The sequence below is a fragment of the Desulfobacterium sp. N47 genome (assembly GCF_051233685.1).
Classification (GTDB): Bacteria; Desulfobacterota; Desulfobacteria; order Desulfobacterales; family RPRI01; genus RPRI01.
On the sequence record NZ_JBAMMY010000255.1, the window covers coordinates 1 to 22,557 of the forward strand.

The 22,557-nt window shown below is 39.8% G+C and carries 26 protein-coding genes; 10 read left to right on the plus strand and 16 right to left on the minus strand.

All coding sequences use genetic code 11. The annotated features are described in order from the left end of the window. From nhaA to VXK47_RS16295, 9 genes are all read right to left on the minus strand, one after another. On the minus strand, nucleotides 1-751 hold a 751-nt coding region (nhaA, locus tag VXK47_RS16255; protein ID WP_435549832.1), incomplete at its 3' end, for a Na+/H+ antiporter NhaA. A 521-nt stretch (nucleotides 752-1,272) separates the two neighbouring features. Further along, entirely contained in the window at nucleotides 1,273-1,596 is a 324-nt protein-coding gene (locus VXK47_RS16260; RefSeq protein ID WP_435549833.1) for a type II toxin-antitoxin system RelE/ParE family toxin, read from the minus strand. Continuing rightward, complete coding sequence (locus VXK47_RS16265; protein WP_435549834.1) at nucleotides 1,593-1,811, minus strand: addiction module protein; 219 nt, start codon at nucleotides 1,809-1,811, stop codon at nucleotides 1,593-1,595. The genes VXK47_RS16260 and VXK47_RS16265 overlap by 4 nt, the downstream gene beginning before the upstream one ends. 371 nt (nucleotides 1,812-2,182) lie before the next feature. Continuing rightward, the gene (locus VXK47_RS16270) at nucleotides 2,183-2,713 is read right to left on the minus strand and encodes an ORF6N domain-containing protein (RefSeq protein WP_435549835.1); all 531 of its coding nucleotides are present in this window, start codon (nucleotides 2,711-2,713) and stop codon (nucleotides 2,183-2,185) included. Nucleotides 2,714-2,728: 15 nt separating this feature from the next. Beyond that, entirely contained in the window at nucleotides 2,729-3,700 is a 972-nt protein-coding gene (locus VXK47_RS16275; protein WP_435549836.1) for a serine O-acetyltransferase, read from the minus strand. 11 nt (nucleotides 3,701-3,711) lie between these two features. Then, the gene (locus VXK47_RS16280; protein WP_435549837.1) at nucleotides 3,712-4,560 is read right to left on the minus strand and encodes an amidohydrolase family protein; all 849 of its coding nucleotides are present in this window, start codon (nucleotides 4,558-4,560) and stop codon (nucleotides 3,712-3,714) included. A gap of 60 nt (nucleotides 4,561-4,620) precedes the next feature. Beyond that, nucleotides 4,621-5,088, minus strand: coding sequence for a hypothetical protein (locus tag VXK47_RS16285; protein WP_435549838.1), 468 nt, complete (start codon nucleotides 5,086-5,088; stop codon nucleotides 4,621-4,623). Then, on the minus strand, nucleotides 5,081-5,626 hold the full coding sequence (locus VXK47_RS16290; RefSeq protein ID WP_435549839.1) for an ABC transporter permease: 546 nt from the start codon (nucleotides 5,624-5,626) through the stop codon (nucleotides 5,081-5,083). The genes VXK47_RS16285 and VXK47_RS16290 overlap by 8 nt, the downstream gene beginning before the upstream one ends. Continuing rightward, complete coding sequence (locus tag VXK47_RS16295) at nucleotides 5,623-6,447, minus strand: HlyD family secretion protein (protein WP_435549840.1); 825 nt, start codon at nucleotides 6,445-6,447, stop codon at nucleotides 5,623-5,625. The genes VXK47_RS16290 and VXK47_RS16295 overlap by 4 nt, the downstream gene beginning before the upstream one ends. A gap of 445 nt (nucleotides 6,448-6,892) precedes the next feature. Here VXK47_RS16295 and VXK47_RS16300 point away from each other — a divergent pair, with 445 nt between their 5' ends. Together VXK47_RS16300 and VXK47_RS16305 are read left to right on the plus strand one after the other, a co-directional pair. Beyond that, the gene (locus VXK47_RS16300; protein WP_435549841.1) at nucleotides 6,893-7,519 is read left to right on the plus strand and encodes a DUF47 domain-containing protein; all 627 of its coding nucleotides are present in this window, start codon (nucleotides 6,893-6,895) and stop codon (nucleotides 7,517-7,519) included. A 2-nt stretch (nucleotides 7,520-7,521) separates the two neighbouring features. Then, nucleotides 7,522-8,553, plus strand: a complete 1,032-nt coding sequence (locus VXK47_RS16305; RefSeq protein WP_435549842.1) for an inorganic phosphate transporter — start codon at nucleotides 7,522-7,524, stop codon at nucleotides 8,551-8,553. A gap of 53 nt (nucleotides 8,554-8,606) precedes the next feature. Here the strand turns inward: VXK47_RS16305 and VXK47_RS16310 are convergent, their stop codons facing one another. After that, on the minus strand, nucleotides 8,607-9,215 hold the full coding sequence (locus tag VXK47_RS16310; RefSeq protein WP_435549843.1) for a UbiX family flavin prenyltransferase: 609 nt from the start codon (nucleotides 9,213-9,215) through the stop codon (nucleotides 8,607-8,609). Between the two features lie 449 nt (nucleotides 9,216-9,664). Here VXK47_RS16310 and VXK47_RS16315 point away from each other — a divergent pair, with 449 nt between their 5' ends. Genes VXK47_RS16315 through VXK47_RS16325 form a run of 3 tightly spaced genes read left to right on the plus strand, consistent with a single transcriptional unit; the run spans nucleotide 9,665 to nucleotide 14,557 of the window. Then, nucleotides 9,665-12,184 (plus strand): hydrogenase iron-sulfur subunit, encoded by a 2,520-nt coding sequence (locus VXK47_RS16315; protein WP_435549844.1) that lies wholly within the window; start codon nucleotides 9,665-9,667, stop codon nucleotides 12,182-12,184. Further along, nucleotides 12,181-13,392 carry a (Fe-S)-binding protein gene (locus tag VXK47_RS16320; RefSeq protein ID WP_435549845.1) on the plus strand — a complete coding sequence of 404 codons (1,212 nt, stop codon included), beginning with the start codon at nucleotides 12,181-12,183 and terminating at the stop codon, nucleotides 13,390-13,392. The genes VXK47_RS16315 and VXK47_RS16320 overlap by 4 nt, the downstream gene beginning before the upstream one ends. A 52-nt stretch (nucleotides 13,393-13,444) precedes the next feature. Further along, nucleotides 13,445-14,557: a metallophosphoesterase gene (locus VXK47_RS16325; protein ID WP_435549864.1), complete on the plus strand. Its 1,113-nt coding sequence runs from the start codon at nucleotides 13,445-13,447 to the stop codon at nucleotides 14,555-14,557. On the opposite strand, the gene VXK47_RS16330 is transcribed toward VXK47_RS16325, so the two are convergent. From VXK47_RS16330 to msrB, 3 genes are read right to left on the minus strand one after another with little or no spacing between them, the layout of a single operon-like run. After that, nucleotides 14,526-14,714, minus strand: a complete 189-nt coding sequence (locus tag VXK47_RS16330; protein WP_435549846.1) for a peptide-methionine (S)-S-oxide reductase — start codon at nucleotides 14,712-14,714, stop codon at nucleotides 14,526-14,528. The genes VXK47_RS16325 and VXK47_RS16330 overlap by 32 nt on opposite strands. Before the next feature lie 11 nt (nucleotides 14,715-14,725). Next, nucleotides 14,726-14,977, minus strand: a complete 252-nt coding sequence (locus VXK47_RS16335) for a peptide-methionine (S)-S-oxide reductase (protein ID WP_435549847.1) — start codon at nucleotides 14,975-14,977, stop codon at nucleotides 14,726-14,728. A 24-nt stretch (nucleotides 14,978-15,001) separates the two neighbouring features. Beyond that, entirely contained in the window at nucleotides 15,002-15,403 is a 402-nt protein-coding gene (gene msrB, locus VXK47_RS16340) for a peptide-methionine (R)-S-oxide reductase MsrB (protein ID WP_435549848.1), read from the minus strand. Nucleotides 15,404-15,978: 575 nt separating this feature from the next. Between msrB and VXK47_RS16345 the strand changes: the two genes are divergently transcribed. Further along, nucleotides 15,979-17,214 (plus strand): M48 family metallopeptidase, encoded by a 1,236-nt coding sequence (locus tag VXK47_RS16345; protein WP_435549849.1) that lies wholly within the window; start codon nucleotides 15,979-15,981, stop codon nucleotides 17,212-17,214. A gap of 143 nt (nucleotides 17,215-17,357) precedes the next feature. Here VXK47_RS16345 and VXK47_RS16350 read toward each other — a convergent pair whose 3' ends face one another. Further along, a complete protein-coding gene (locus VXK47_RS16350; RefSeq protein ID WP_435549850.1) occupies nucleotides 17,358-17,582 on the minus strand; it encodes a hypothetical protein in 225 nt (74 codons plus the stop codon). 94 nt (nucleotides 17,583-17,676) lie between these two features. Between VXK47_RS16350 and VXK47_RS16355 the strand changes: the two genes are divergently transcribed. Continuing rightward, nucleotides 17,677-17,988 (plus strand): TM2 domain-containing protein, encoded by a 312-nt coding sequence (locus VXK47_RS16355; protein ID WP_435549851.1) that lies wholly within the window; start codon nucleotides 17,677-17,679, stop codon nucleotides 17,986-17,988. A gap of 41 nt (nucleotides 17,989-18,029) precedes the next feature. Here VXK47_RS16355 and VXK47_RS16360 read toward each other — a convergent pair whose 3' ends face one another. Both VXK47_RS16360 and pyrE read right to left on the minus strand, forming a co-directional pair. After that, a complete protein-coding gene (locus VXK47_RS16360) occupies nucleotides 18,030-18,245 on the minus strand; it encodes a hypothetical protein (RefSeq protein ID WP_435549852.1) in 216 nt (71 codons plus the stop codon). A gap of 447 nt (nucleotides 18,246-18,692) precedes the next feature. Beyond that, nucleotides 18,693-19,265, minus strand: coding sequence for an orotate phosphoribosyltransferase (gene pyrE, locus VXK47_RS16365; protein WP_435549853.1), 573 nt, complete (start codon nucleotides 19,263-19,265; stop codon nucleotides 18,693-18,695). A gap of 360 nt (nucleotides 19,266-19,625) precedes the next feature. On the opposite strand from pyrE, the gene ftsE reads away from it, so the two are divergent. From ftsE to VXK47_RS16380, 3 genes are all read left to right on the plus strand, one after another. Beyond that, entirely contained in the window at nucleotides 19,626-20,318 is a 693-nt protein-coding gene (ftsE, locus tag VXK47_RS16370) for a cell division ATP-binding protein FtsE (protein WP_435549854.1), read from the plus strand. 1 nt (nucleotide 20,319) lies between these two features. Continuing rightward, complete coding sequence (locus VXK47_RS16375) at nucleotides 20,320-21,201, plus strand: cell division protein FtsX (protein WP_435549855.1); 882 nt, start codon at nucleotides 20,320-20,322, stop codon at nucleotides 21,199-21,201. Nucleotides 21,202-21,306: 105 nt separating this feature from the next. Further along, nucleotides 21,307-22,554, plus strand: a complete 1,248-nt coding sequence (locus VXK47_RS16380) for a murein hydrolase activator EnvC family protein (RefSeq protein ID WP_435549856.1) — start codon at nucleotides 21,307-21,309, stop codon at nucleotides 22,552-22,554. Nucleotides 22,555-22,557 lie beyond the last annotated feature (3 nt).

Sequence of the window (22,557 nt, forward strand, 5' to 3'; positions counted from 1 at the left end):
GAATCATAAGCGCCAATATAATACCCGCAACTGTTGCATGAATGCCTGATTTCAGAAGTGCCAACCATAAGAATATTCCTATAACAGCGTATGGAAGAACATGGCGAATCCCGCCACGGTTTAAGAAGATAAGAACCAAAAGAAGACCGCCTGCAATTTCCAACAATGTCAGATTGATAGCTTGTGTGTAAAAGAGAGCGATCATGAGCACGGCGCCGAGATCGTCCGCAATTGCCAAAGCCATGAGAAATATGACGAGATTCCGGGGAATTCGCCTCGATAGCAGGACAAGAATTCCGACGGCAAAAGCGATGTCGGTTGCCGTGGGAATGGCCCACCCAGTGGCTTCCGGCCCGCCGGGATTAAAAAAAACATAAATAAAGGCCGGCATGATCATGCCGCCTATAGCGCCAGCCACGGGTAAGATCGCATTCTGAAATGAGGAGAGTTCTCCTACTAAGATCTCCCTCTTCAATTCGAGGCCTACGACCAGGAAAAACAGGGCCATCAATCCTTCATTGATCCATTCTCGGAGGGATAGTGCCAGAATCCAGGAATCGAACGTAATGCCCACCGGCCTTTCCCAAAAGTGATGAAATTCTTGTCCCCACGGGGAATTGGCTATCAGGAGGGTACAAATAGTCATGACGACAAGGATTATCCCTCCCGATGTTGTCTGGCGTAAAAACCTCTCAAAGGGACTGATAATGGCACCGAAAAATTCTTCCAGCGGATAAGGTTTTTGTTTCATTAGGTTTCGTTCAACTCTTTTTTGGTTGATAGGCTTATTTCTTTTTTCCTTTCAGTATTGCAATAATAAAGGGTACTCCTAAAATGGCGATGAAAATAACAAGAAAAACAATTCCTTTTAACATTTATATCCCCTTTTCTTATTAGGAAAAAAAAAGCCGCCACCTAACATTTAAGTTAGATGGCGGCCCGACCACACTAAACCTCCAGAAATCCGAAGACTTCTGGACCCATTGTGAAATATTCAGTTTTATAAATTTTATAAAATCTTTAATATAATTGTCATTAAATTGTCAAGACTATTTTGACACCACTTTCCGCCTGACAAATCCATCCACTAGTGTCATGTCAATCATCAATTGTCGGATAAAGACGTGATAATTTTGTTCTGGCATCTTCCGTAGTAAATTGCCAATTGACCTTTTTCATTCGTCTTCAATTAAGGTTACAATGTATTTCTTCATTTTCAGCCCTTTCGTTTAAGGGTTATTTATGAAGATATATATCATATTTTATACTACATTATAAGATTGACATGGCACTATTTAGCCTAAGCATTAGTGATTGTCTGATCTTTTTGGGATTACGGCGCAAGTCCAGAACTCTCCACACCAAAACAACCGATTCCTCTTCAAGCTTGTAATAGATGGCGTAAGGAAATCTCTTGGACAGCATCCGATGATAACCAAAAAATTTTGGATGGATGCCACCATACAGCGTCAAAGAATCAATATCGGAAAATAGAGAATCAAAGAAGTACTCTCCAAGTCCCTCGCCCAGTCTCTCGTAAAATAACCGACCTTCAGACAAATCATCCAGTGCGGAAGAGAGTAGCTTGATTTTCATTCGAATCGTTTCCGAAGATCCTTTTTAGCATCTTGCCAGTCCACGATTTTTTCTTGTCCCGTGCTAAGTCGATGCTCCGTTTCCTGCAAGACTTTCTTATGCCAGTCAGGAGACACTATCTGTTCCTCTTCATTAGACAGATCTTCCCAAATGGCTTCCATTACCCTCAGTTTTTCTTCTCTGGAAAGTTGCTTAATTTCGATGGTGCTCTGCATAATATTAAATCCTATTGTTTTTTTATTGAAAATTAGCATTCATTGCAATGTTTGTCAAATCTTGGTCATTGGCGAATGTGGCGGATGTGCAGCGCATAATAAAAACGAGTTCTGTACAAACTGCCACGGTAGGGCCAACAACAGGAAGGTTTCCACTCCAATTTTTATCAGTTCAAAACATTATAAAAAAAAGCCCCGTACTTCAATTATCTGAAGAGCGGGGCTTTTTTTGTATCCGGCCATGTTAAATCCTTTATACCGAGTCTCATTCAAATTCTAGCTGCGTTGGCTTTGTCGGTTCTGTCCTTAAGCGTATACATATACGCCTGCGGAAAAACCTCCTTGCTGTCTCTTTGAATGCAACATTGCCGCTACTTACCGTATTCCCGTTTCTTTTCTTTTATCGTAAATCCTATGTTATTCTTCGGTTTGCTTTCAACAACCAACATATGATCCAAGGTCTCAAATACAATTTGGAAACGATCCTCGGTAATTTTTTTGAGTTCTTCAATCTCTTTTCTGAGATCAGCATTATCAAGAAGCATTTGTCTTAATTTTGTAAATATTCTCATTATCTGTATATTTACATAAATTGCACGTTTGCTGTTTAGGACGCTGGAAAGCATGGCAACGCCTTGTTCAGTAAAAGCAAAGGGAAGATACTTTGAATGGCTGCCTCTTTCTAAGGTGCCATTTTGGCGCCTTAAAGAATCATATTCATTTTTTGATATTTCAAACATAAAATCAGGTGGAAATCGGTCGATATTTCTTCGAACCGATCTTTTTAGCTGTTTTGTTTCAATTTCATAAAGTTCTGCAAGGTCATTGTCCAACATAACCTTTACATCCCGTATAACATGAATTTTACTTGTAATCTGTTCAACGGAAAGTTGTCCGGGCATAACCGTATACTCCTTCTAAATTTGATTCCGTATAGTTTTTTTATAAATCAGCTGGGGGTTTTCCATAACAACTGTTGTATCCGGTGCAACAGATTCGGTAATCCAGATATTTCCGCCGACTACTGAACGGGCGCCGATTACCGTTTTGCCGCCAAGTATGGTGGCACCTGCATAAATAATCACATCATCTTCTATAGTCGGATGCCGTTTTTTTCCTTTAAGAAGTATTCCGGCGTCTTTTGGGAGTGAAAGTGCTCCCAGCGTCACGCCCTGATATATACGAACATTTTTACCGATAACCGTTGTTTCACCGATTACTACTCCTGTGCCATGATCAATTGAAAAGCTGTCTCCGATTTTTGCTCCCGGATGGATATCTATACCTGTGAGGCTGTGAGCATATTCAGTCATCATGCGGGGAAGAAGAGGCACGCCGCTTGTAAAAAGTTTATGCGCCTGCCTGTATACCATTATTGCATAAAGGCCCGGATAGCTGAAGATAATTTCATCATGGCTTTGAGCAGCCGGATCTCCGTCAAATGCTGCTACAACATCGGTTGCAAGTTGTTTTCGTATGGATGGAATTGCTTCAAGAAATCCAATGGCTATATCGTTTCCGCGTGTACCGCAATTGCTGCACTCCTGGCTGTATCTTAAGCAATCGTGCCTTATGCAGTTTGAAATCTGCTCTGCAAGCATATCAAACAGAACCGAAACATTCTGCCCCATGTTGTATCTTAAGTTAGCAGGATCAATCTTTTCCTTTGCAAAATAACCGGGAAACAAAATTTCTCTCGATTTATTTATTATTTCAAAAACAGAATCTTTTGAAGGAAGCGGGTCATAGTCAATATGTGTATAGCATTTTTTATCGTAGCAACTTTTTATTATTTTTTCAGCAATTCCGGGAAGCAGGTTTCTTGCTTTAAAAACCGATTCTGCATCTGTCCTGCATTTTTTTTCGGATTCAGTTGTTTTTTTCAGCATTTATTTTACCTCTAATATCCATGAATCAGCTTGTAATTATCTGATAAAATATTTTTGCAAATCTTATCATCAGCTATAGTTTTTGCTATAAAATCATAGTATTTTGCAGTTAGGCCCGGTTCATCCAAAACGGTATCCGAACCAAACAATATACGGCTATTATAGGTTGAAATAAAATCAATATACTTTTTGCTGTCCCTTTTCATAAAAGGAAGCAAAGAGGAAAAGTCGGTATAGCAGTTGTCATATTTATCCATAAATTCGGCCATAATTTTTCTTGAAGAACCGAAATGCGGGATTATTACAGGATGTCCCGGATATGCCTGCAGAACCTCTTTTACAAAATCTTTGTACTTTCTGAGATCGGCATGGAAAATAACCGGCCAGCCAAAACTAAAAGCCTGCTCTATCATATAAATTATAAGCTTTTCCGATTCTTTTACCGATCGCTTGAAAAATTTTTCCCAGCCCGTTATGCCAAGCTCTTTATCTTCTTCCGGAACGTATAATATTTTAAAACCCTTGAATCCATTATCACGATATGGGGCAAGATCAGCGGATTTAATTTCTAAAAATCTTGAGTCAAGATATGGAAAAACTTTAAAATTGTCTTCATTTAAATTTTGTGCGGTAGAAATCTTAAATCCTGATCCGTCGTTGAAAAAAACCGGATCTCCTGTTCTGTCATGGTAAGTAGCTGGAATTAATTTTAAAAGGTTTTTGATATCATCGGGGTTATTTACTACAATAATAACAGCAATGCCTCTTAAACCTCTATCTATTAATGGCTGCCATTTTGTCCTTACAGACTTAAAAGAGCCTGTCCAGAAAAAATGAACATGTCCGTCAAAATAATCCATGGCAAATTCTTATCCTGAAGCGAGATATTTGAAAGATGTTTAATTCAAACCGTTTATCCATTAATCCTCTTTTTTCAAATGGCATAAAAATATTCTTATGTATCTTACACTTGAAAGTATAAGCGCCATACCTATTGCTGCATATATGACAGATAAATATATCTTTGGAATAGAAGAATGTCTGACAAATATTCCTAAAAACGCCATTACTACTACATTTAAATAACTCTTCCAGTCCATGAAAGAAAATATGCATTTTTTTTCTTCAGCAGGAAGTAACCTTCTCAGGTTTTTATCTACAATTTTTAAAAATCCAAAATGGTGTATTAAAAGGGCCAATATAAAGGCTATCCCTGCTATCAGCCAATAACTTATATTCTTTGATTCACGCAGCCAGTAATACGAGAAGCTTAACAGCATTATTCCGCTGCAAATCCATATGGACCCGGCTATTAAAATTAATGCGCGTTTATCAACAGCCGGTTTTAACTTGTTTAATTTATTTATCATGCAATAGTTTTTATCCAAGTTTTTTCCTGAATCTTATAATGGCCGCAAGAAACAAAAAACCACCGAATGCAACCAGTGAAAGAGTTTCGGGTATAAGATCCTTTAAAGTAGTTTCTTTGAGGTATATTTCCCTTAATATTATTATAAAGTACCGAAGCGGGTTAAAAAGAGTTATCTTTTGTATCACATGGGGCATATTTGCAATCGGAATAAAAAAACCGGAAAGAAGAATGAAACAAATCATTGTAAACCAGGCCAGGAAAAGAGCCTGCTGCTGTGTATCCGATATTGTTGAAATAAAAACACCGAGCCCAAGCGTTGAAATTATAAAAATCAGAGATTCAAAAATCATAAGAAGAAGGCTGCCTTTTACAGCTATCCCGAAAATAAGATAAATAAATCCCATTGCAATATTTATTACAACAATTCCAAGAATACTGAAAGGTATGATTTTACCAAGAACAAGCTGATAATATCTTATCGGCGTTACCATAAGTTGTTCCAGTGTTCCGATTTCCTTCTCACGGACTATACCCATGCTTGTAAGAAACATCATGATTCCCGATTAACAATAACAGTAACAGTAACAGGCATGCCGATTTTTAAAATTTCTTTATCATTTAAAACTGTTACTTTTGCGGCAAACACCAAAGATGCTTTTGTTTCCTCGGTAAGTATGGTTTTGGGGGTGAATTCCGATTGATCGGAGATCCATGATACCCGGCCTTCCATTGTTTTATCGTCAATTCCGTCAATTTTAAGCCTGACTTTCTGGCCGATTTTTATAAAAGGCAGATTTTTTTCTTCTACATAAATCTTTGTCCAGAGAGTAGATATATCCGCAATATCACATACAGGGCTTCCGGATGTAAGCAACTCTCCATTTTCAACATATCTTACCAATACTGTTCCTGTAACAGGCGATGTAATTATTGTGTCTTTAAGCTGCTTATTAATGATCTTTGTGCCGGACTCAGCCTGTTTTTTTTTGCTCTTAATTGCATCCATGGAAGATTGAATATATTTAATCTGTTCAGTTGCGGAATCGTATTGGGTTTTGAGGTCATCAACATCCTGCTGTACGGCTGCATTTATTTTCAGAAGATTTAAGAAACGGTTGTACTTTATTCTGATATTTTCTCTTTCAAATTTTGCTTTTTCAAGTTGTGAACCCAAAGCATTGTTTTGATTATTAAGTTCTTCAAGCAGAGATTCGTTTTGACCGAGTTGGTATCCGAGTTGTTCGGTATCTACATTTACCAGTATACCATCCTTTTTTATCAACATTCCTTCATCGAATTTAAGCCGGGTTATGATACCTTGCGCCTGTGAACTGACACATGTGATATCCGCATCCATTATGCCCGAAAAATTCATGGCGGAACTTTTATCGCCGCTGCAAGAACAGATGCTGCAGCAAACTATAAAAAGCAGAATGTTTGAAATTGTGTTCCGAAAATGAATAGACTTGAAATAATAATTTGATTTTGTCATATTTTGTTCTTTCAATATAAATTTTATAAAAGAATTGAAAAAAGAGCAGTATGAATAATTACAGCTAAGATATTAAAGAAACAACAGGTTAGTGTCAAGGAAGATATGTGGGAATATTCAGGTAACTTTGATATATAGCATTTGTCATAATAATATTCCTATTGCTTGGTTGTAATTGGGCATACGCACCCATACCCAATCGGAACTATAGTGCAAATGGGGCATTTCGCTTTAAAGTTAATCACATTTTCTGTGGTAAAATTATGATAAAATCTTGTCTAAATTTTTTCAATATGGTAGAAGCGCTTAACTTTTTAGGAGAGAAATTATGCTAAAACGATTTTTGCCAAAAGAACCGGTATTTTTTGAATTTTTTGAACGTCAAATAGCCCTTACCATCAAAGGGGCTGAAGAGTTTATTGAGCTTGTAACAAAGGCGGATAATATTGAAGAGCGGGTAGAACGGATTAAGGAAATAGAACATCAATCGGATAATGTAACTCATGAATGCTATAGCGCTTTACGTCAAATCTTTATTACTCCGTTTGATCGTACCGAGATAATCGCCTTGATCAAAAAACTTGATGACATCATGGATGCCACGGATTCGGCAGCGGAGCGCATTTTGATTTATGAAGTAACGGAATTTCTTCCTGAAATGAAAGAAATTGCACAATTACTTCTAAAAGCTGCTATTGAACTTCAACAGGCTTTAAAAATGCTTAATAAACCCAAAAAACGGGATGTGGTATTAAACAGTTGTATTATTGTACATAAACTTGAAAACAGCGGTGATGATTTTTTACGCAAAGGACTTGCCAGATTATTCAAGGAAGAAAAAGATCCTATCAAGCTTATAAAATATAAAGAGATACTGCAGGATCTTGAATGTGCTACAGATTTTGCTGAAGAAGTCGCCAATCTGATTGAAGGGGTAATACTAGAGGAAGATTAGATATGGCTCCTATATGGTATGTGGTAATATTTACTGTTATAATTGCACTTATATTTGATGTAATAAATGGTTTTCACGATGCAGCCAATTCGATAGCCACCGTTGTTTCAACCCGTGTGCTTTCTCCGCGAATTGCAGTAATCTGGGCGGCGTTTTTCAATTTTATCGCCATGTTTATCTTTGCACCCAAAGTGGCGGACACCATATCAAAAATCATTCATATTAATCCCCAGGACCCGGCTTATGTATATGTAGTTTTATCGGGCCTGATCGGAGCAATCGCCTGGGATTTACTGACATGGTGGTGGGGTTTGCCGACCAGTTCTTCCCATGCTCTGATAGGCGGTTTTGCGGGCGCCGGTATAACATATGCCGGCTTTTCTGCGCCAAGATGGGATAAATTATTCAAAACAATAACTTTTATACCGATAGCGCCTCTTATGGGTTTTGTGCTGGGTTTGCTTTTTATGTTTCTTGTATTATGGATCTTCAGGCGATGGCGTCCAAAGCAGGTGGATCATTTATTCCGGAAAGGACAACTATTTTCTGCGGCCCTTTACTCTCTTGGTCATGGTGGTAATGATGCTCAGAAAACCATGGGAATTATTATTGCGCTGCTGGTTGCCTCCGGAGCCATGGATAGTTCCGTTACACTCAAGCTGAGTGATTTTTCCACAGCATGGATTATACTGTCATGCCATCTTGCAATGGCTATAGGCACAGCATTTGGCGGCTGGCGGATAGTTAAAACAATGGGGATGAAAATTACCAAATTAAAACCTGTTGGAGGATTCTGCGCCGAAACTGCCGGCGCTATTACACTCTTTTTTGCAACCTATGCGGGGATTCCTGTTTCCACCACACACACTATTGCAGGATCAATTGTAGGCGTCGGAGCTACATCCAAGCTATCAAGCGTAAAGTGGGGAGTAGCTGCCCGCATAGTATGGGCGTGGGTAATAACTATTCCGGCAGCAGCCCTTGTTTCTTCTTTATTTATGTACGGGATACAGCTTTTTCACCCTAATTTTTAATGTTTTTTTCCGCTTTGTGACCTTTGCGTAAAACACTCTGAACCTGAGCAAAATCAAAGGTCACGCTCTTTATTTAAAAGATCCATAGCCTTATCGCCATCTGCCTGGGACCATCTTTTAAAAGAATCAAGCTTTATATCAAAGATATCCAGAGTTCTTGCAACCCTTTGATCCACTATATCTCTTATTGTTTGAGGCCTTGTGTAAAAACTTACCGAAGGAAGAGTTATTATTGCTCCGATATCGACCGCCTGAGACATCAACCTGAAATGCCCCTTGTGAAAAGGAGTTTCCCCGACCATCAGAACAAGTTTTCTTCTTTCCTTTAAGGTTACATCCGCAGCCCTTATCAAAAGATTAACACTGAAAGAATTGGCAATACCGGAAAGAGTTTTTATGGAGCATGGAATTACAACCATGCCGATCGTGTCAAATGAACCGCTTGCAATGGCAGCGCCCACATTATCGATGTCATGATTGTAATGTGCAAGCCCCTTAACATGATCTACCGTATAATCAGTTTCCAGTTGAATAATTTTTTCAGCAGCATTCGATAATACAAGATGTGTTTCTATATCCGAATCCTTCAACATCTCAAGCATTCTTATGCCATAAACAGCTCCCGTAGCTCCCGATATTCCGATCACCAATCGTTTTTTCATAAAGTTCCTTTTCTTGGCTCGTTCTTTAAAATTGGCAAAACCGCAAAAATTCCACAAATCATCTGCTTTTTACGAAGCCGCCAAAATTGTAACAGCCGAATAAAATCAAGGCAATATATTATTTCGATTCCGTTTCTTACTGAAAGCATAAAATAAAGGCCGACATCTATAGCCCTGCCTGAATTGCCAAACGTTGCACATTTTGTTGTTTGTTTATAATAAAAAAAGAGTATAGGTTTAATTTGTTGCAAAATCTGTAGTTCGTAATTAAAAAATATATGTTTGCTGTAAATTGGCGCATTATACCGGCAGTTTCCGGATTTAACAGCTGTTTGCAGGCAAACTTATTAAGTATTGAAACTATCTGAAAACCGGATAAGCCATATGTCTATCACGCAGACAAGGATCTGATTAAAAGCGTGTAAACCGGAATAATACAGGAGGAAATTATGGATAGATCAACCCATAGTGTTTTAGTCTTAGGTGGAGGTGTTGCCGGAATGGCTGCTGCTAAAACACTTGATACTTTAGGTATATCGGTTCATCTTGTGGAACAGGGCGAACATCTGGGGGGCAAGGCATTTGACTGGGCGTGCATGGCTACCGGTGTTTGTCAGAACTGCGGTGCCTGCCTGAGCGCAGAACTGGCGGATCAGATGAATAATCTGAAACATACAACTGTGCATTTAAAAAGCAGTATCTCCAAAATCAAACAAAACAATGAGAGGTTTGAGACAACCTTAAACGATAGTGCATCTTCAACTATTCTAACCGATGCGGTTTTGCTGGCTACGGGTATGACTGCCTTTGATCCGGCAAAACTTCCTGATTTGGGATATGGAATTTATGATCAGGTTATTACAACAGCCGATCTCAACAACATATTAAAACAGGAACGGCTCAAAGAAATTCTGCCGGATACTCCATCGCCTTCCATTGCCTTTATCCAGTGTGTGGGATCCAGAAACCGTGAAATGGGCAGAGACTATTGCTCTCAGGTTTGCTGCAAAACAGCAGTGCGTCAGGCAAACAAGATACTTCATAGCATACCGGATGCTCAGATAACGGTATTTCACATTGATCTTCAGGTAATAGGCAAGGAATTCCGGACACAGGCAGCCGACCTGAAATCAAGGGTCAGTTTGCTTCAGGGAGTTCCGGGCAAAATTTTATCCGATCATGAAAAAGGAAGGCTGACAGTTATTCATGAACACCCTGAAACCGGTGCCAGGACAGCCCGCCATTTTGATCTTATTGTTCTTGCTGTGGGTATCGGGCCCTGCGTAGAAATCGGCGAGATTGCAAAACAACTGGATGCAAAACCTGATCAATGGGGTTTTTTAAGCAGCAGTTCGTCACTGCCCAAAGGTGTTTACACCGCAGGCGCGGCACAGGGTCCCACAGATATTCTGAGTTCCAGAGATCAGGGCATCATTGCAGCTTATAAAATCATACAGGATTTAAATACATCACCTGAAACTAAACAAAAATCTAATATTGTGGTGCTTGGCGAGTCAAAAGATTCCGGCAGGATTTGTCAGTCGCTTGCACAGGATGGCTGGCAGGTTTTACAACTGGATACAGGCCATCAGCAGGCAGCTGAGATACCCGGTGTTACCCGCTTTTCTTCCACGAGTTTGCATTCTGTGTCAGGAACCGTGGGACAATACAACTTATCTTTTACTGCCGGAGAACAAAACCATAGTGTTAAAGCAGCAGCCATTGTGCTTGCAAGTGATGCGCACATGGTTTCGGATACCGGTTTTAGTGATTCCGATAAAATCAAATCATTGAATCAGTTTATAGATATTTTTGAAAAAACGCCTGACAAAGTGCCCAAAACCGTTGCATTCTGGCTGGACAGGCATGGGCAGGAATGGAAAGTTAGCGCCCGTACCTGTCTGTCTTTGGCGGCGGCTCTTGCGGAAAAAGGGAAAACGGCAATTATTGTCATGGAAAAAATGCTGGTTCACGGAATAGAAGGCCAAGAGCTTTATGATGCTGCCCGGCATAAAGGTGTCCGGTTTTTAAGAACGGAAAATTCAGCGCAGATTACCGTTACACCGGATAACAGCAATGTGCTGCTTGAAATGAACGAAGCAACTCTTCCGGGTATCCGGCTGACTTTAGAATGTGATCTGCTGGTAATACCGGAAAACGTCGGCCCTCCGGTCAATGCGTCGGAAACTGCGCGTCTTTTACGGCAGCAATGTGATTCGGAAGGATTTCTTCAGTCCGCCAATGTGCGGCATCGTGGCGTGGGAAGTCCGAGACGCGGCATATTTTTTGTTGGTTCATGCCATGATGAAACCGATGAATCCGATTTAAAACGTGAGATCAATGCTGTAAAAGCAGCACTTGTTGTACTGACAAACCGTGACATAAAAACGGAACTGCTGCCTGCAATTGATAAAAACAAATGCGCCAGATGTCTGACCTGCTATCGGATATGTCCGCATAACGCAGTTACGATTCGTGATAATTATCAGCCGGTAATCAGCACAGATGCCTGCTTTGGCTGTGGAATATGTGTATCGCATTGTCCGGCAAATGCAATTTCTGTAATTTCGGAATCCGGTTCGGTTTCGTCCGGAAAAATCGCTTCCGAAACCGTGATATTTGCCTGTGACCGTTCAGGAGCGCTGGCGCTTGGCTCTGCTCAGGATTTGGGAATATTTTCCGAAAAAAACGCCCAGGTAATCCGGGTTTCCTGTGCAGGCCGGATTGATGAGCCGATGCTGATTGAACCATTACTAAACGGCGCCAAAAGGGTTATTGTTGCTGCCTGCCATGAAGGAAACTGCCGTTCTGTGAGCGGCAGCAGTTTTGCTGCTGTTAGATCCAGGCTTATAGTTGAACATACAGGTTTGAATGACACAGCGATTCGCCACTTAAGTGTGGCAGCCAATGAACCGGTAAGGATTGCCGGGATTGTTTCAGCGGCAGGTTCCGGAAAGGAGGTATCATGAACAATCCAACGATATGCATTGACTCACCGTTTTTGAGTATGCTGAACAAAAAAGATAAAGGCGATAATATTATTGATTGTATGACTTGCGGGATCTGTCTTTCCCGCTGCAGCTGGTACGATGGAGAAGGCGGGCCGGTTCCGCGGCAAATGGTGCGCATGGCTCAGCTGGGCCTTGATAACCTGCTGGGACAAAGCCATATGATATGGGATTGCATGCTTTGCAATCACTGTACAGTTGAGTGTCCGGTAGGAATTGTAATGGAAGATGTGGTTCGCAAAGCAAGATCTTTGCCTGATGCGATAGAGCGAATGCCTGTTGACATTAAACATGGAATTCAGTTACGTCTGGAAACCGGAGATGTGAACGGATTCACCGAAGAAGACTTTATCGAAACCATTGAATGGGTTAATGAAGAACTTGCCGATGAAACGGAAGGCAGCAAAGCAGCCATTCCCACAGAACAGAAAGGCGCAAAATATCTTTATCTGCCCAATCCACGTGAACTTGGAACCAATATCCTGCATCTTCAGGCGATGGCGCGGCTTTTTAATGCTTTCGGCGAATCATGGACAATGTCAAGCCGGCATACCGATGTTACCAACTGGGGATATTTTTCAGGCGATGACGATATTGAAAAAAAGATGGCCCTCCGGATAATAGAAGCGACAGAGGATCTCGAAGTAGAGAATCTGGTTCTTTCCGAATGTGGACACGGATTTTTTGCTTTGCGGAAACGTGCGGAAAAGCTGATCGGCAGAAAGCCGAAATTTAATATTTTAAGCATTGTGGAAGTTACACTCGATATGGTGGAAAAAGGTGTCATCAGCCTTAACCCGGATGCTTATCCTTATTCCATTGCCTATCATGACCCATGTAATCTGGGACGAAAATCAGGTGTTTTTGAAGCCCCCCGGAAATTGCTGTCTTACATGTGCAAAGAAGTGGTGGAGCTGACACCTAACCGTATGGATGGTGTTTGTTGCGGGGGCGGCGGCGCATTGCTTCAGGACAGCAGCAGCACCAAACGGCGGATGATTTCAGGCAAAGCCAAGGCGGACCAGATCAAAGCAGCCGGTGTAAAGCATTTGTCAACTGCCTGTTTATCCTGTCATAGACAATTGACGGAAATAATAAAATATTATGAATTGGGTGTGAAGATTGATACCGTTGCGGCTCTTGCGGCTGAAGCCATGGTGAAAAAATAGGAGATGCAGGTATATCGGGTATATGTTACAGATTTCAGGAGACTGATATTTGATGATTTTCATACTGGTTTTTTCCATTTTATATCTTGCGTTAAACTATTATATCTACAACCGTATCGCCGGCGGCCTGAATCTTTCCGCCGGCGCATCAAAAGTACTTCTGTTGATCTTTGCCTTGGCAGCCCTCTCTTTTATTCCGGCTGAAATACTGAGTCGGCATTACGATACAGGGTGGATAATTCCGGCTTTATATTTAAGCTCAGTCTGGCTTGGTGTAACCTCAATCGCGATTACCGCATTTGTAATCGCAGATGTTTTACGGATATTTATAAGGGCAAAAAGATTCAGATACTATGCAACCATCAGCGCTCTTGTGCTGACAGGATTGACTTCCGGGTATTGTCTGTACAAACAGGCAGAAGGACCGGTTATAAAAGAGATCGGAATATCTGCCCCGAAACTGCCGCCGGAGTTGAGCGGCTTTACGATAGTGCAGCTGTCGGATCTTCATGCAGATCTCTCTAAATCAAAACGGCAGTTTGAGAATATAGTTGCTCAGACACTTGCTTTGAAACCGGATCTTATTGTAATTACCGGTGATCTGATCGACACCGATATTTGCAGACTGGATGATTTCTGCAAAATCCTGAGAGGTTTAAAAGCGAAGTACGGCGTTTATGCGGTTACCGGAAATCATGAATTTTATACCGGAATCCCCTTGTTTATGAAAATAGCGGCAAATTCGGATATCAAGGTTTTAAGGAACACAAATGTTTTAATTGCAGGAGCTATCGAACTTGCCGGTATAGATGATGCCCAGACAGCTAAGAGATTTGAAAATATTTCATTACAGGAAAGTCTATCAAGCGCTTTCAAAAAAATCGATTTCAGAAATACTGTAATTCTTCTTTCGCATCAGCCGGATGTTTTCGACCTTTCAAGTGATATGGGTGCGGATTTACAGCTTTCCGGACATACGCACGCAGGGCAGTTGCCGCCCATGGACTTACTGGTTCAAATTCTGTATAAGTACCCGTTTGGCCTTTATAAAAAGGGCGCCTCGTATCTTTATACCACCTGCGGCTCGGCTTTCTGGGGACCTCCAATGCGATTGTTTTCAAAACCGGAAATCGTTAAGGTGATTCTGAACCCCACAGCTCCTTGAGACGCTGATAGCGGCCGCACCTGTAACGGTAAAATTTGTACCGGATCGGATTATTTTTGTAATAGTGCTGATGATAATCTTCGGCAGGGTAAAATTCGCCGGCCTGTACAATTTCCGTTTCTATCGGTCCTTTGAAAGGTTTGTTCTTTTCAAGCATTTCCTTTGATTTCAGTGCCAGCCTGTGCTGCTCTTCATTATGGTAAAAGATGGTGCTTCGATATAAGCAGGGTTTTTCTTATGTCCGCCTGTGTAACCCGATGTTACCGAAACCACGCCGGGAAGCCGGTCAAAAGGATGCTCCATGCACCAGAAGCACCCGCCTGCAAAAGTTGCTTTTTCAAGATTATCAGCAGCCATACCCATAGCGGCTGCTAAAAATATAAACGGAAGTACCATCATAGCTATAATGACTGTTTTCATTGCGCATCCTCCCTGATAATAAGATTATTTTCCGGTTGCCACAAATTTCAGGGCAGCCGAATTCATGCAATAGCGAAGTCCTGTTGGTTTGGGGCCATCGTTGAAAACATGGCCAAGATGGCTGCCGCACCAGCGGCAAAGCACCTCAGTACATGTAGTAAACAGGCTTTTGTCAGGTCTTTTGATGATGTTTTCCGGAGCAATGGGAGCTGTAAAGCTCGGCCAACCCGTTTTGGAATCGAACTTATCCTCCGATTTATACAGATCAAGACCGCAGGCCGCACAACTGTAAATGCCGTTTTCGTAAAAATGATCGTATTTTCCGGTAAAAGCCGGTTCAGTTCCCTTTTCTCTCATAATATCATACTGCTCAGGTGTCAGCAGTTTTTTCCATTCCTGATCAGTTTTAACAACTGTTTCGCTCATGATATAGTCTCCTTTTTGAGCTGAATAAACCTTGATCGGCGTCGCTTCTGTTTTTTGGGAGTCTTCGGCCTTCCTTTCAGAACCGCATGAAAGGAACAGAGTGCAAAGGATAAGGCCTGTTAACAACAGTTTTTGGAATAAATTTGAGTATCTCATCGGATGTCTCCATTATTTATTTTCTTTTAATAAGGTTCACCCACGCGCTTAATAGCTTTTCCGATTTTTTATGGTGCTTAAACTAATCCTGATTATTTTTATGTCATAGGAGCCAATAACAAAACTTCCGGGTCTGTCATTCCCCCGGCGTTTCCGGGCGGGAATCCGGATTGCAAATGATTGATAACATGGTTGCCCGGTAAGAGTTTTCGGGCATTACAAAATGTTTTGCAATTATCTTATAGGATATTAAGCATTTTTAAAAAAAATACAGGTAGAATCCGATAATTGAGCCTTTATTGGTATAAAACCGGTGAAGGGTTTTTATCCAATATAATTGCAAATTTTGTTTTATTGTTTATAATGCCTTTAAATATTTTAATTCTCTTTCACCATTAAATAAATTTTATCAAAAAAAAATGTACAATACTGTTTTTTATATTTTTATCGGAATTATCCTGTTTGATTTTGTTCTGGAAAGAACAATAGATTATTTAAATTCACGTCTTTGGTCTGATGAATTGCCCGAAGAAGTCCGGGATGTTTATGATTCCGAAAAATACCGCAAATCTCAGGAATACAAAAAGATAAACGATAAATTTTCAATATTGACAAGCAGTTTCAATCTGGTTTTAATATTACTGATGCTGTTTTCAGGCGGCTTTGCTTTTGTTGATTCAATATCGAAAAACCTTGTCCAAAATTCCATCGCAATAACATTGGTGTTTTTTGCAATACTTATGTTTTGTTCGGATGTTATTAATACACCCTTTGCAGTCTATGATACTTTTGTTATCGAAGAAAAATTCGGATTTAATAAAACCACTCCCAAAATCTTTATTATGGATAAGCTTAAAGGCTGGGTACTTTCAGCAATCATAGGAGGAGGACTTCTGACGCTGTTTGTATTGTTTTATCAGGCAACCGGAAAACTTTTCTGGATTTACGCGTGGATAGTATCAAGCGCGTTTATGGTTTTTATGGTCATGTTTTATTCAACTCTTATAGTGCCCATATTTAATAAACAAATGCCTCTTGAAGAAGGCGAATTAAAAGATGCGATAAAGGAATTTGCGCAAAAAGCAGGTTTCAAGCTTGATAATGTTTTTGTTATCGACGGCTCCAAGCGATCATCCAAAGCAAATGCATATTTCAGCGGTCTTGGCTCAAAAAAAAGAATTGTATTGTTTGATACCCTGATTAATGATTTGACTACCGAAGAAATAGTGGCTGTTCTTGCCCATGAAATCGGCCATTACAAAAAGAAACATACATTGACTGCCATGATTATTTCTATCATACAAACTGGAATCACGCTTTATCTTCTATCGCTTTTCATAGGCAGTCCGGCATTGTCACAGGCATTAGGCGCCAAAAGCACGAGTTTTCACATGGGGCTTATTGCATTCGGTTTGTTGTACAGTCCAATTTCAGCCATCATAGGATTGCTCATGAATGCAGTTTCAAGAAAAAATGAATATGAGGCTGATAGTTATACAAAAAGTTTTAATCTGGGTGAGCAGCTCATATCTTCGCTGAAAAAGCTGAGCCGTAATAACCTGTCTAACCTTACACCACATCCGGCATATGTTTTTTTCCACTGCTCACATCCGACATTATTGCAGCGCATCCAAGCCATCAGAATGTACTCATAATGATAGGGGAAAACCGCCTGTGGAAAAACCTTTTATTGAATACGCAATAAAAAATATTTCTTGATTGGAATAAACAAGGAAGGCAGCTTGTCATTAACAAACACGCCACCTGCAAGTATATTATCACATATAGTTCTCAGAATTTAGCATTCCGGTTTGTATAGAAAATGCATATCATATCTTGGATAGTGAACAACGGAAGTATAATAAAATACTACCAGGATTAAACCATCCGATATTTGTAATAAATAATATTGAGCCCCTTTTGACATTGGAGTTACTTTATCCCCGCCAAGGACATAACCGCCGTCTAATATGATAACACAGCCTGCCATAAAAGGCGCATCATTTATCAAAAACCAAACCATTATATTTCCCAATGCGGTTACCATGTGAATATTATCATTGCAAATAGAAAGATAGCCTTTTAATATACAACAATAATTGAGAGGAGAAAGTATTATGGGAAATTCAAACGACACACATCTCAAATCTATCGGCTACATCCTCTGGATCTTTGGGTTCATGGGCGCTCACCGCTTTTACTATGGCAAGCCGGTCACCGGAACCATATGGTTCTTTACTTTAGGGCTTTGCTTTATCGGCTGGATTATTGATCTGTTTCTTATCCCGTCTATGGATCGTGAGGCAGATATTAAGTACCGTAACGGCAAACTTAACTACACCGTGGCATGGATTCTTCTTACCTTTTCAAATTCTCCCAACAAATTTGCTGGCAGCAGTTCAGTTGGTTTAATTTTACCGGTAGTATGAGAAGAATCGTAAATCTTACGCTATATTTTCAAAAACCGAATTTATGCGGAATGAGTGGGAACAGGAACGCTGATCCATTTATTAATTCTCGTCCAGTCTTTTCGCTGCTCTTTATTTTTCCTTCTCTCAAAGCCTGGTTTTCTATGTTCCTGGGCTAATATAGCTATGGGAATAACGTTGTAAGACTCTCTGCGGTCAAGAGTTCTTCTCCGGTCAATAATAGCGCGTTCAAATCCGTCAGATCCTGAATTTTCCATAATAAGTTTCTCCCATGATATGGATTATTATAAAGGATACAGGTTTTTTGCCGAACAAAAATTACAAGCATTATTATTACACTTTAGATATCTTTAACACATCACAACTTGCTTTTCAAGCATCAATAAAATTTTTTCTTAGTATATCGGCATGTTTCCCTGACTTGATTTTTCCCGTCAAAAGATTCCGGAAATATTATTAGGCATATAGCGATTGTCATAATGATTTCCTATTGCTTTGTTGTAATTGGGCATGAATACGTATGCATTCCCAAACGGAACAGATTTATGACAAATGCTATATAAATCAGTATGATGAACATTTATCAGAACTTTTTGTTGATCATAATGGCCTGACGAAACAGAGCGGTTTGAAAGCCGAAGCGTTCATCAACCAGAGAGCATCGGTGATTGACTGGTGAGAAGGTTTGCTGTTTTGATAAGGACTTATTGTATATCTTTATTTAAAACGTTCCAGCAGGCTAAAAGTTCGTCTCTTGATACTATCGCTGTTACATCGCCGATATGTTTTCTTATGTTCTCTAAGCCGCCTTCCTGCCGATCGACAAGAATTACCGCTTTAACGACTTCCATGCCTTCTGCACGCGCCCGTTCTATGGCTGTGATTGTGGAAGCTCCCGTGGTGGCGACATCGTCTATTATGGTAACTCTGCTGCCTTTTTTCAGATCGCCTTCTATGCATCGGATAATACCATGGTCTTTTATGGTTTTTCTGATTGAAAAGGCATTGACCGGCGTTTCTTTTAATCCTGAAACAAAAGCTGTTGCAACAGCTATGGGATCTGCTCCAAAAGTAAGTCCTCCCACTCCGGCTGATTTTGAATCTTTCATTGCGTCAAATATCAGATGGCCAATAATAAACATGCCCCGCGGGTTAAGTGTCACAGGCTTGCAGTTGATATAAAAATTGCTCATCCTGCCTGAAGCAAGTTTGAATACAGGTTCTTTGCTGTATTGAAAAGATTTGCGGCACAAAAGATCAATAAGTTCCTGTTTCATAATAAGTATAAAATCCTCTAAAATGTTTCAAAGCAAGGGCCCTTTGCATAACATACGGTATGAAGCTTTGGGCAGATTACCTTCAAAAATTAATATAATCTTGATTTTTATCTGTACTTTAGGGTATAAAAAAGCCCCCACCGAAATGGAAGAAGCATTTTATGGGGAATCGGCAGAGGCTTTGAGCAAGGAAAACTCTTTGAAAGCATTCCTTCGGACTCGATTTTTGTATAGCAATTTATTTATGCCAGGTCAATTAAAACTCTAAAAAGAGCGGATTGCAGTTATACATTATAAAATCAGGCTCAATGTTGTTATAATAGCTGCCCCTTACAGGGCTATGAGTGCGGAACCTGTTGAATGAGCGATGAAAACAATGTAAATTATTTGATAAGAATGTTTCATGTTTACAGGCGATACGGAAACAAGACCGCTCTGTTTGATATTAACATTGATGTTAAAAAAAATGAATTTATCTATGTAACCGGTCCCAGTGGCGCCGGAAAATCCACTCTTCTGAAGCTGTTATATATAGGAGAGCCAATTTCCGAAGGCCAGATTATTGTAGATGGAGTTAATCTGACCAGAATATCAAAAAATAAAATACCGCTGCTTAGAAGAAAATTCGGAATAATATTTCAGGAGTTCAAATTAATACCAACAAAAACTGTATTTGAAAACGTTGCTCTTGTTCTTGAGGCTTCCGACAGACCAAAGCGATTTATACAAAAAAAAGTGAGCAGTATGCTGAGAGCTGTTGGCATGGAAGACCGGCAGAATTCTTTTCCCTTAAGCCTTTCGGGAGGTGAGCAGCAGCGTGTTGCAATAGCCAGGGCAGTGGCGGGTGATCCAAAGATAATTCTTGCAGATGAGCCAACAGGAAGCCTTGATGAGGAATCTGCTGAACAGGTAATAGAACTTATAAAAGGATTCCATTCACGGGGATCTACTATAATTATTACTACTCACGATACCAAACTAATCCGGAAAACAGGCGGCAGGATGATACATTTAAAACAAGGACGTTTATGGTTTCCATCAAATCAGGGCTGAAATGAAATTTCTTTATTTTAGGCATGCATTCAGAGATATTTTGAATAACAGGCTCTTAAACATTGTGTCGATTATTACAATTGTTTTTTCGGTAATTATCACAAGTTCTATTGTCCTTTTTTTTAAAAACACTACCAACATATTAAATATATGGAAAAAAGGTGTAAAGATAGTTGTTTATCTTTCTTCTGAAGTTTCAGATGAAGAAATACCTGAAATACAGAAGAAAATTTTGGGGATGCATGGCGTTGAAAATATTGTATTCATACCAAAAGAAGAGGCCTATAAAATACTTAGGCAGCAGATGAAAAGACAATCATCACTACTTGAAAATCTCAAGGAGAATCCGCTTCCCGATGCCTTCGAAATACATTTGATTGAATCTTCGCAGGGATTGGAAAAAACGGAAAGCATAGTATCTCAGATTGAGTCGATACCAAAGGTTGAAGAAGTTGAATACGGGCAAAAGTGGCTTGCCCGGTTTTCCGGAATTATAAATATATTCAAATTGTCAGGATATGCTCTGGGGGGGCTTTTTTTTATTGCTTCGGTATTTATAGTTGCAAATATGGTACGTCTCGTTCTTTATGCAAGACGCGATGAGATAGAAATAATGCGCCTTGTCGGAGCTTCCGATGGTTTTATTAAAACTCCGTTATATATCGAATGCATTATGCAGGGTGCTATGGGGGGAATTATCGGTCTGATTCTGCTTTTTGTTATTTTCAAATCTTTTATTTTAAATATTGACCGGAATATAACAGCAGATCTTATAAATATTAAATTTTTTTCTTTAACTGCCTTATCTGTAATTTTAGTCTGCAGTATGTTTATAGGGTGGCTTGGTTGCTATATATCTTTAAAGAACTATTTTAAAACATAGAAAAAACAGGGGTCACGGGCCGGGAGGCAGGAATCGGCTTAAGATCTTACCGGCTTTTTCCCCGAGTGAAGGTTTCCTGTTCCTATAATGCGTCTGGATTACGGTATGTTTTTTGCTAAAGTATCTTTTTATAAAATTTCTGTTTTCTGTATAATATTTCTTGTTCTTGTTTTTGTTGCAGGAGCAAATTGCGGTTCCGGAAAGACAGGAGAGCTGTCTTTAGGTAAAACGTCTTTAAAAAATACAAAAACCAAAGCATGTTCCGGTATAGGAAAACTGCAGCAACGTGCAAAACTTATTGATAAGCAAATCGGGCAAAGCAAAGCTGAAATAGAAAGCATCAAAAAGAATGAATCGCTGGTTTTAAACAGCCTTAATGAACAGGATATTGCAATTGATAATATAAGGAAAAATATATCTTCTTTAAGAGATGAACTCAAAACTGTAAATAATCAAATTGTAAAAATACATGAAGATATACAATCATGCGATAATGAAATAAAAGAGTCGGAACTCTATATTTCAAAGCGCCTTGTCGCTCTTTATAAACTGAACCGCCTGGGCAGGATGCAGGTTCTTGCCTCTGCCGATTCTGTGTATGAAATCGTACAGCGTAAAATGTATTTTGATCGAATCCTGGCCAGTGATAAAAAAGAGATAGACAAATTATCTGAAAACAGTAATCGGCTCAATCAACTGCAGATCGCTTTGAATGAAAAAAAGTCAAAACAGAAACTGGGAGAGAAATCTCTTGAAGATCAGGTAGAAAAAATCTCTTTTGAAAGACAAAAACGGGCGAAACTTCTTCATGAGATACGCAGTAAAAAATCTCTTGAAATAGCTGCAGTAAAATCTCTCGAGGAAGCTGCAAAACAGCTTGATAATGCAATCAAATCCCTGACAGTTGAAAAGGGCGGGGTAAATTTATTGCAAAAAGATTTGTTCAAAAGCCCGGAATCATTTAAAGGGTTGATTAACTTGCCTGTCAAGGGTAAGATCGTGTCATATTTCGGCGCTTATCGTGATCCGAAATATTGTATTGTCAATTTCAGGAGCGGGATTGATATTGAGGCTGATTTAGGCGAGCCGATAAGATCGGTTATACCGGGAAAAATTATATATTCAGGTTGGTTTAAAGGTTATGGCAACATGATTATAATCGATCACGGTAAAAGTTATTACACTATATATGCACACCTTGAAGAAAGTTTTAAATCAAAAGGTGATGCAGTTGAAGCTGATGAAGTAATTGCGTCTGCGGGTGAAGCCGGTTCCTTTTCCGGTACCGGACTTTATTTTGAAATCAGACATCATGGAAAACCCCTTGATCCTATGGAATGGTTTAAGAAGTAATAT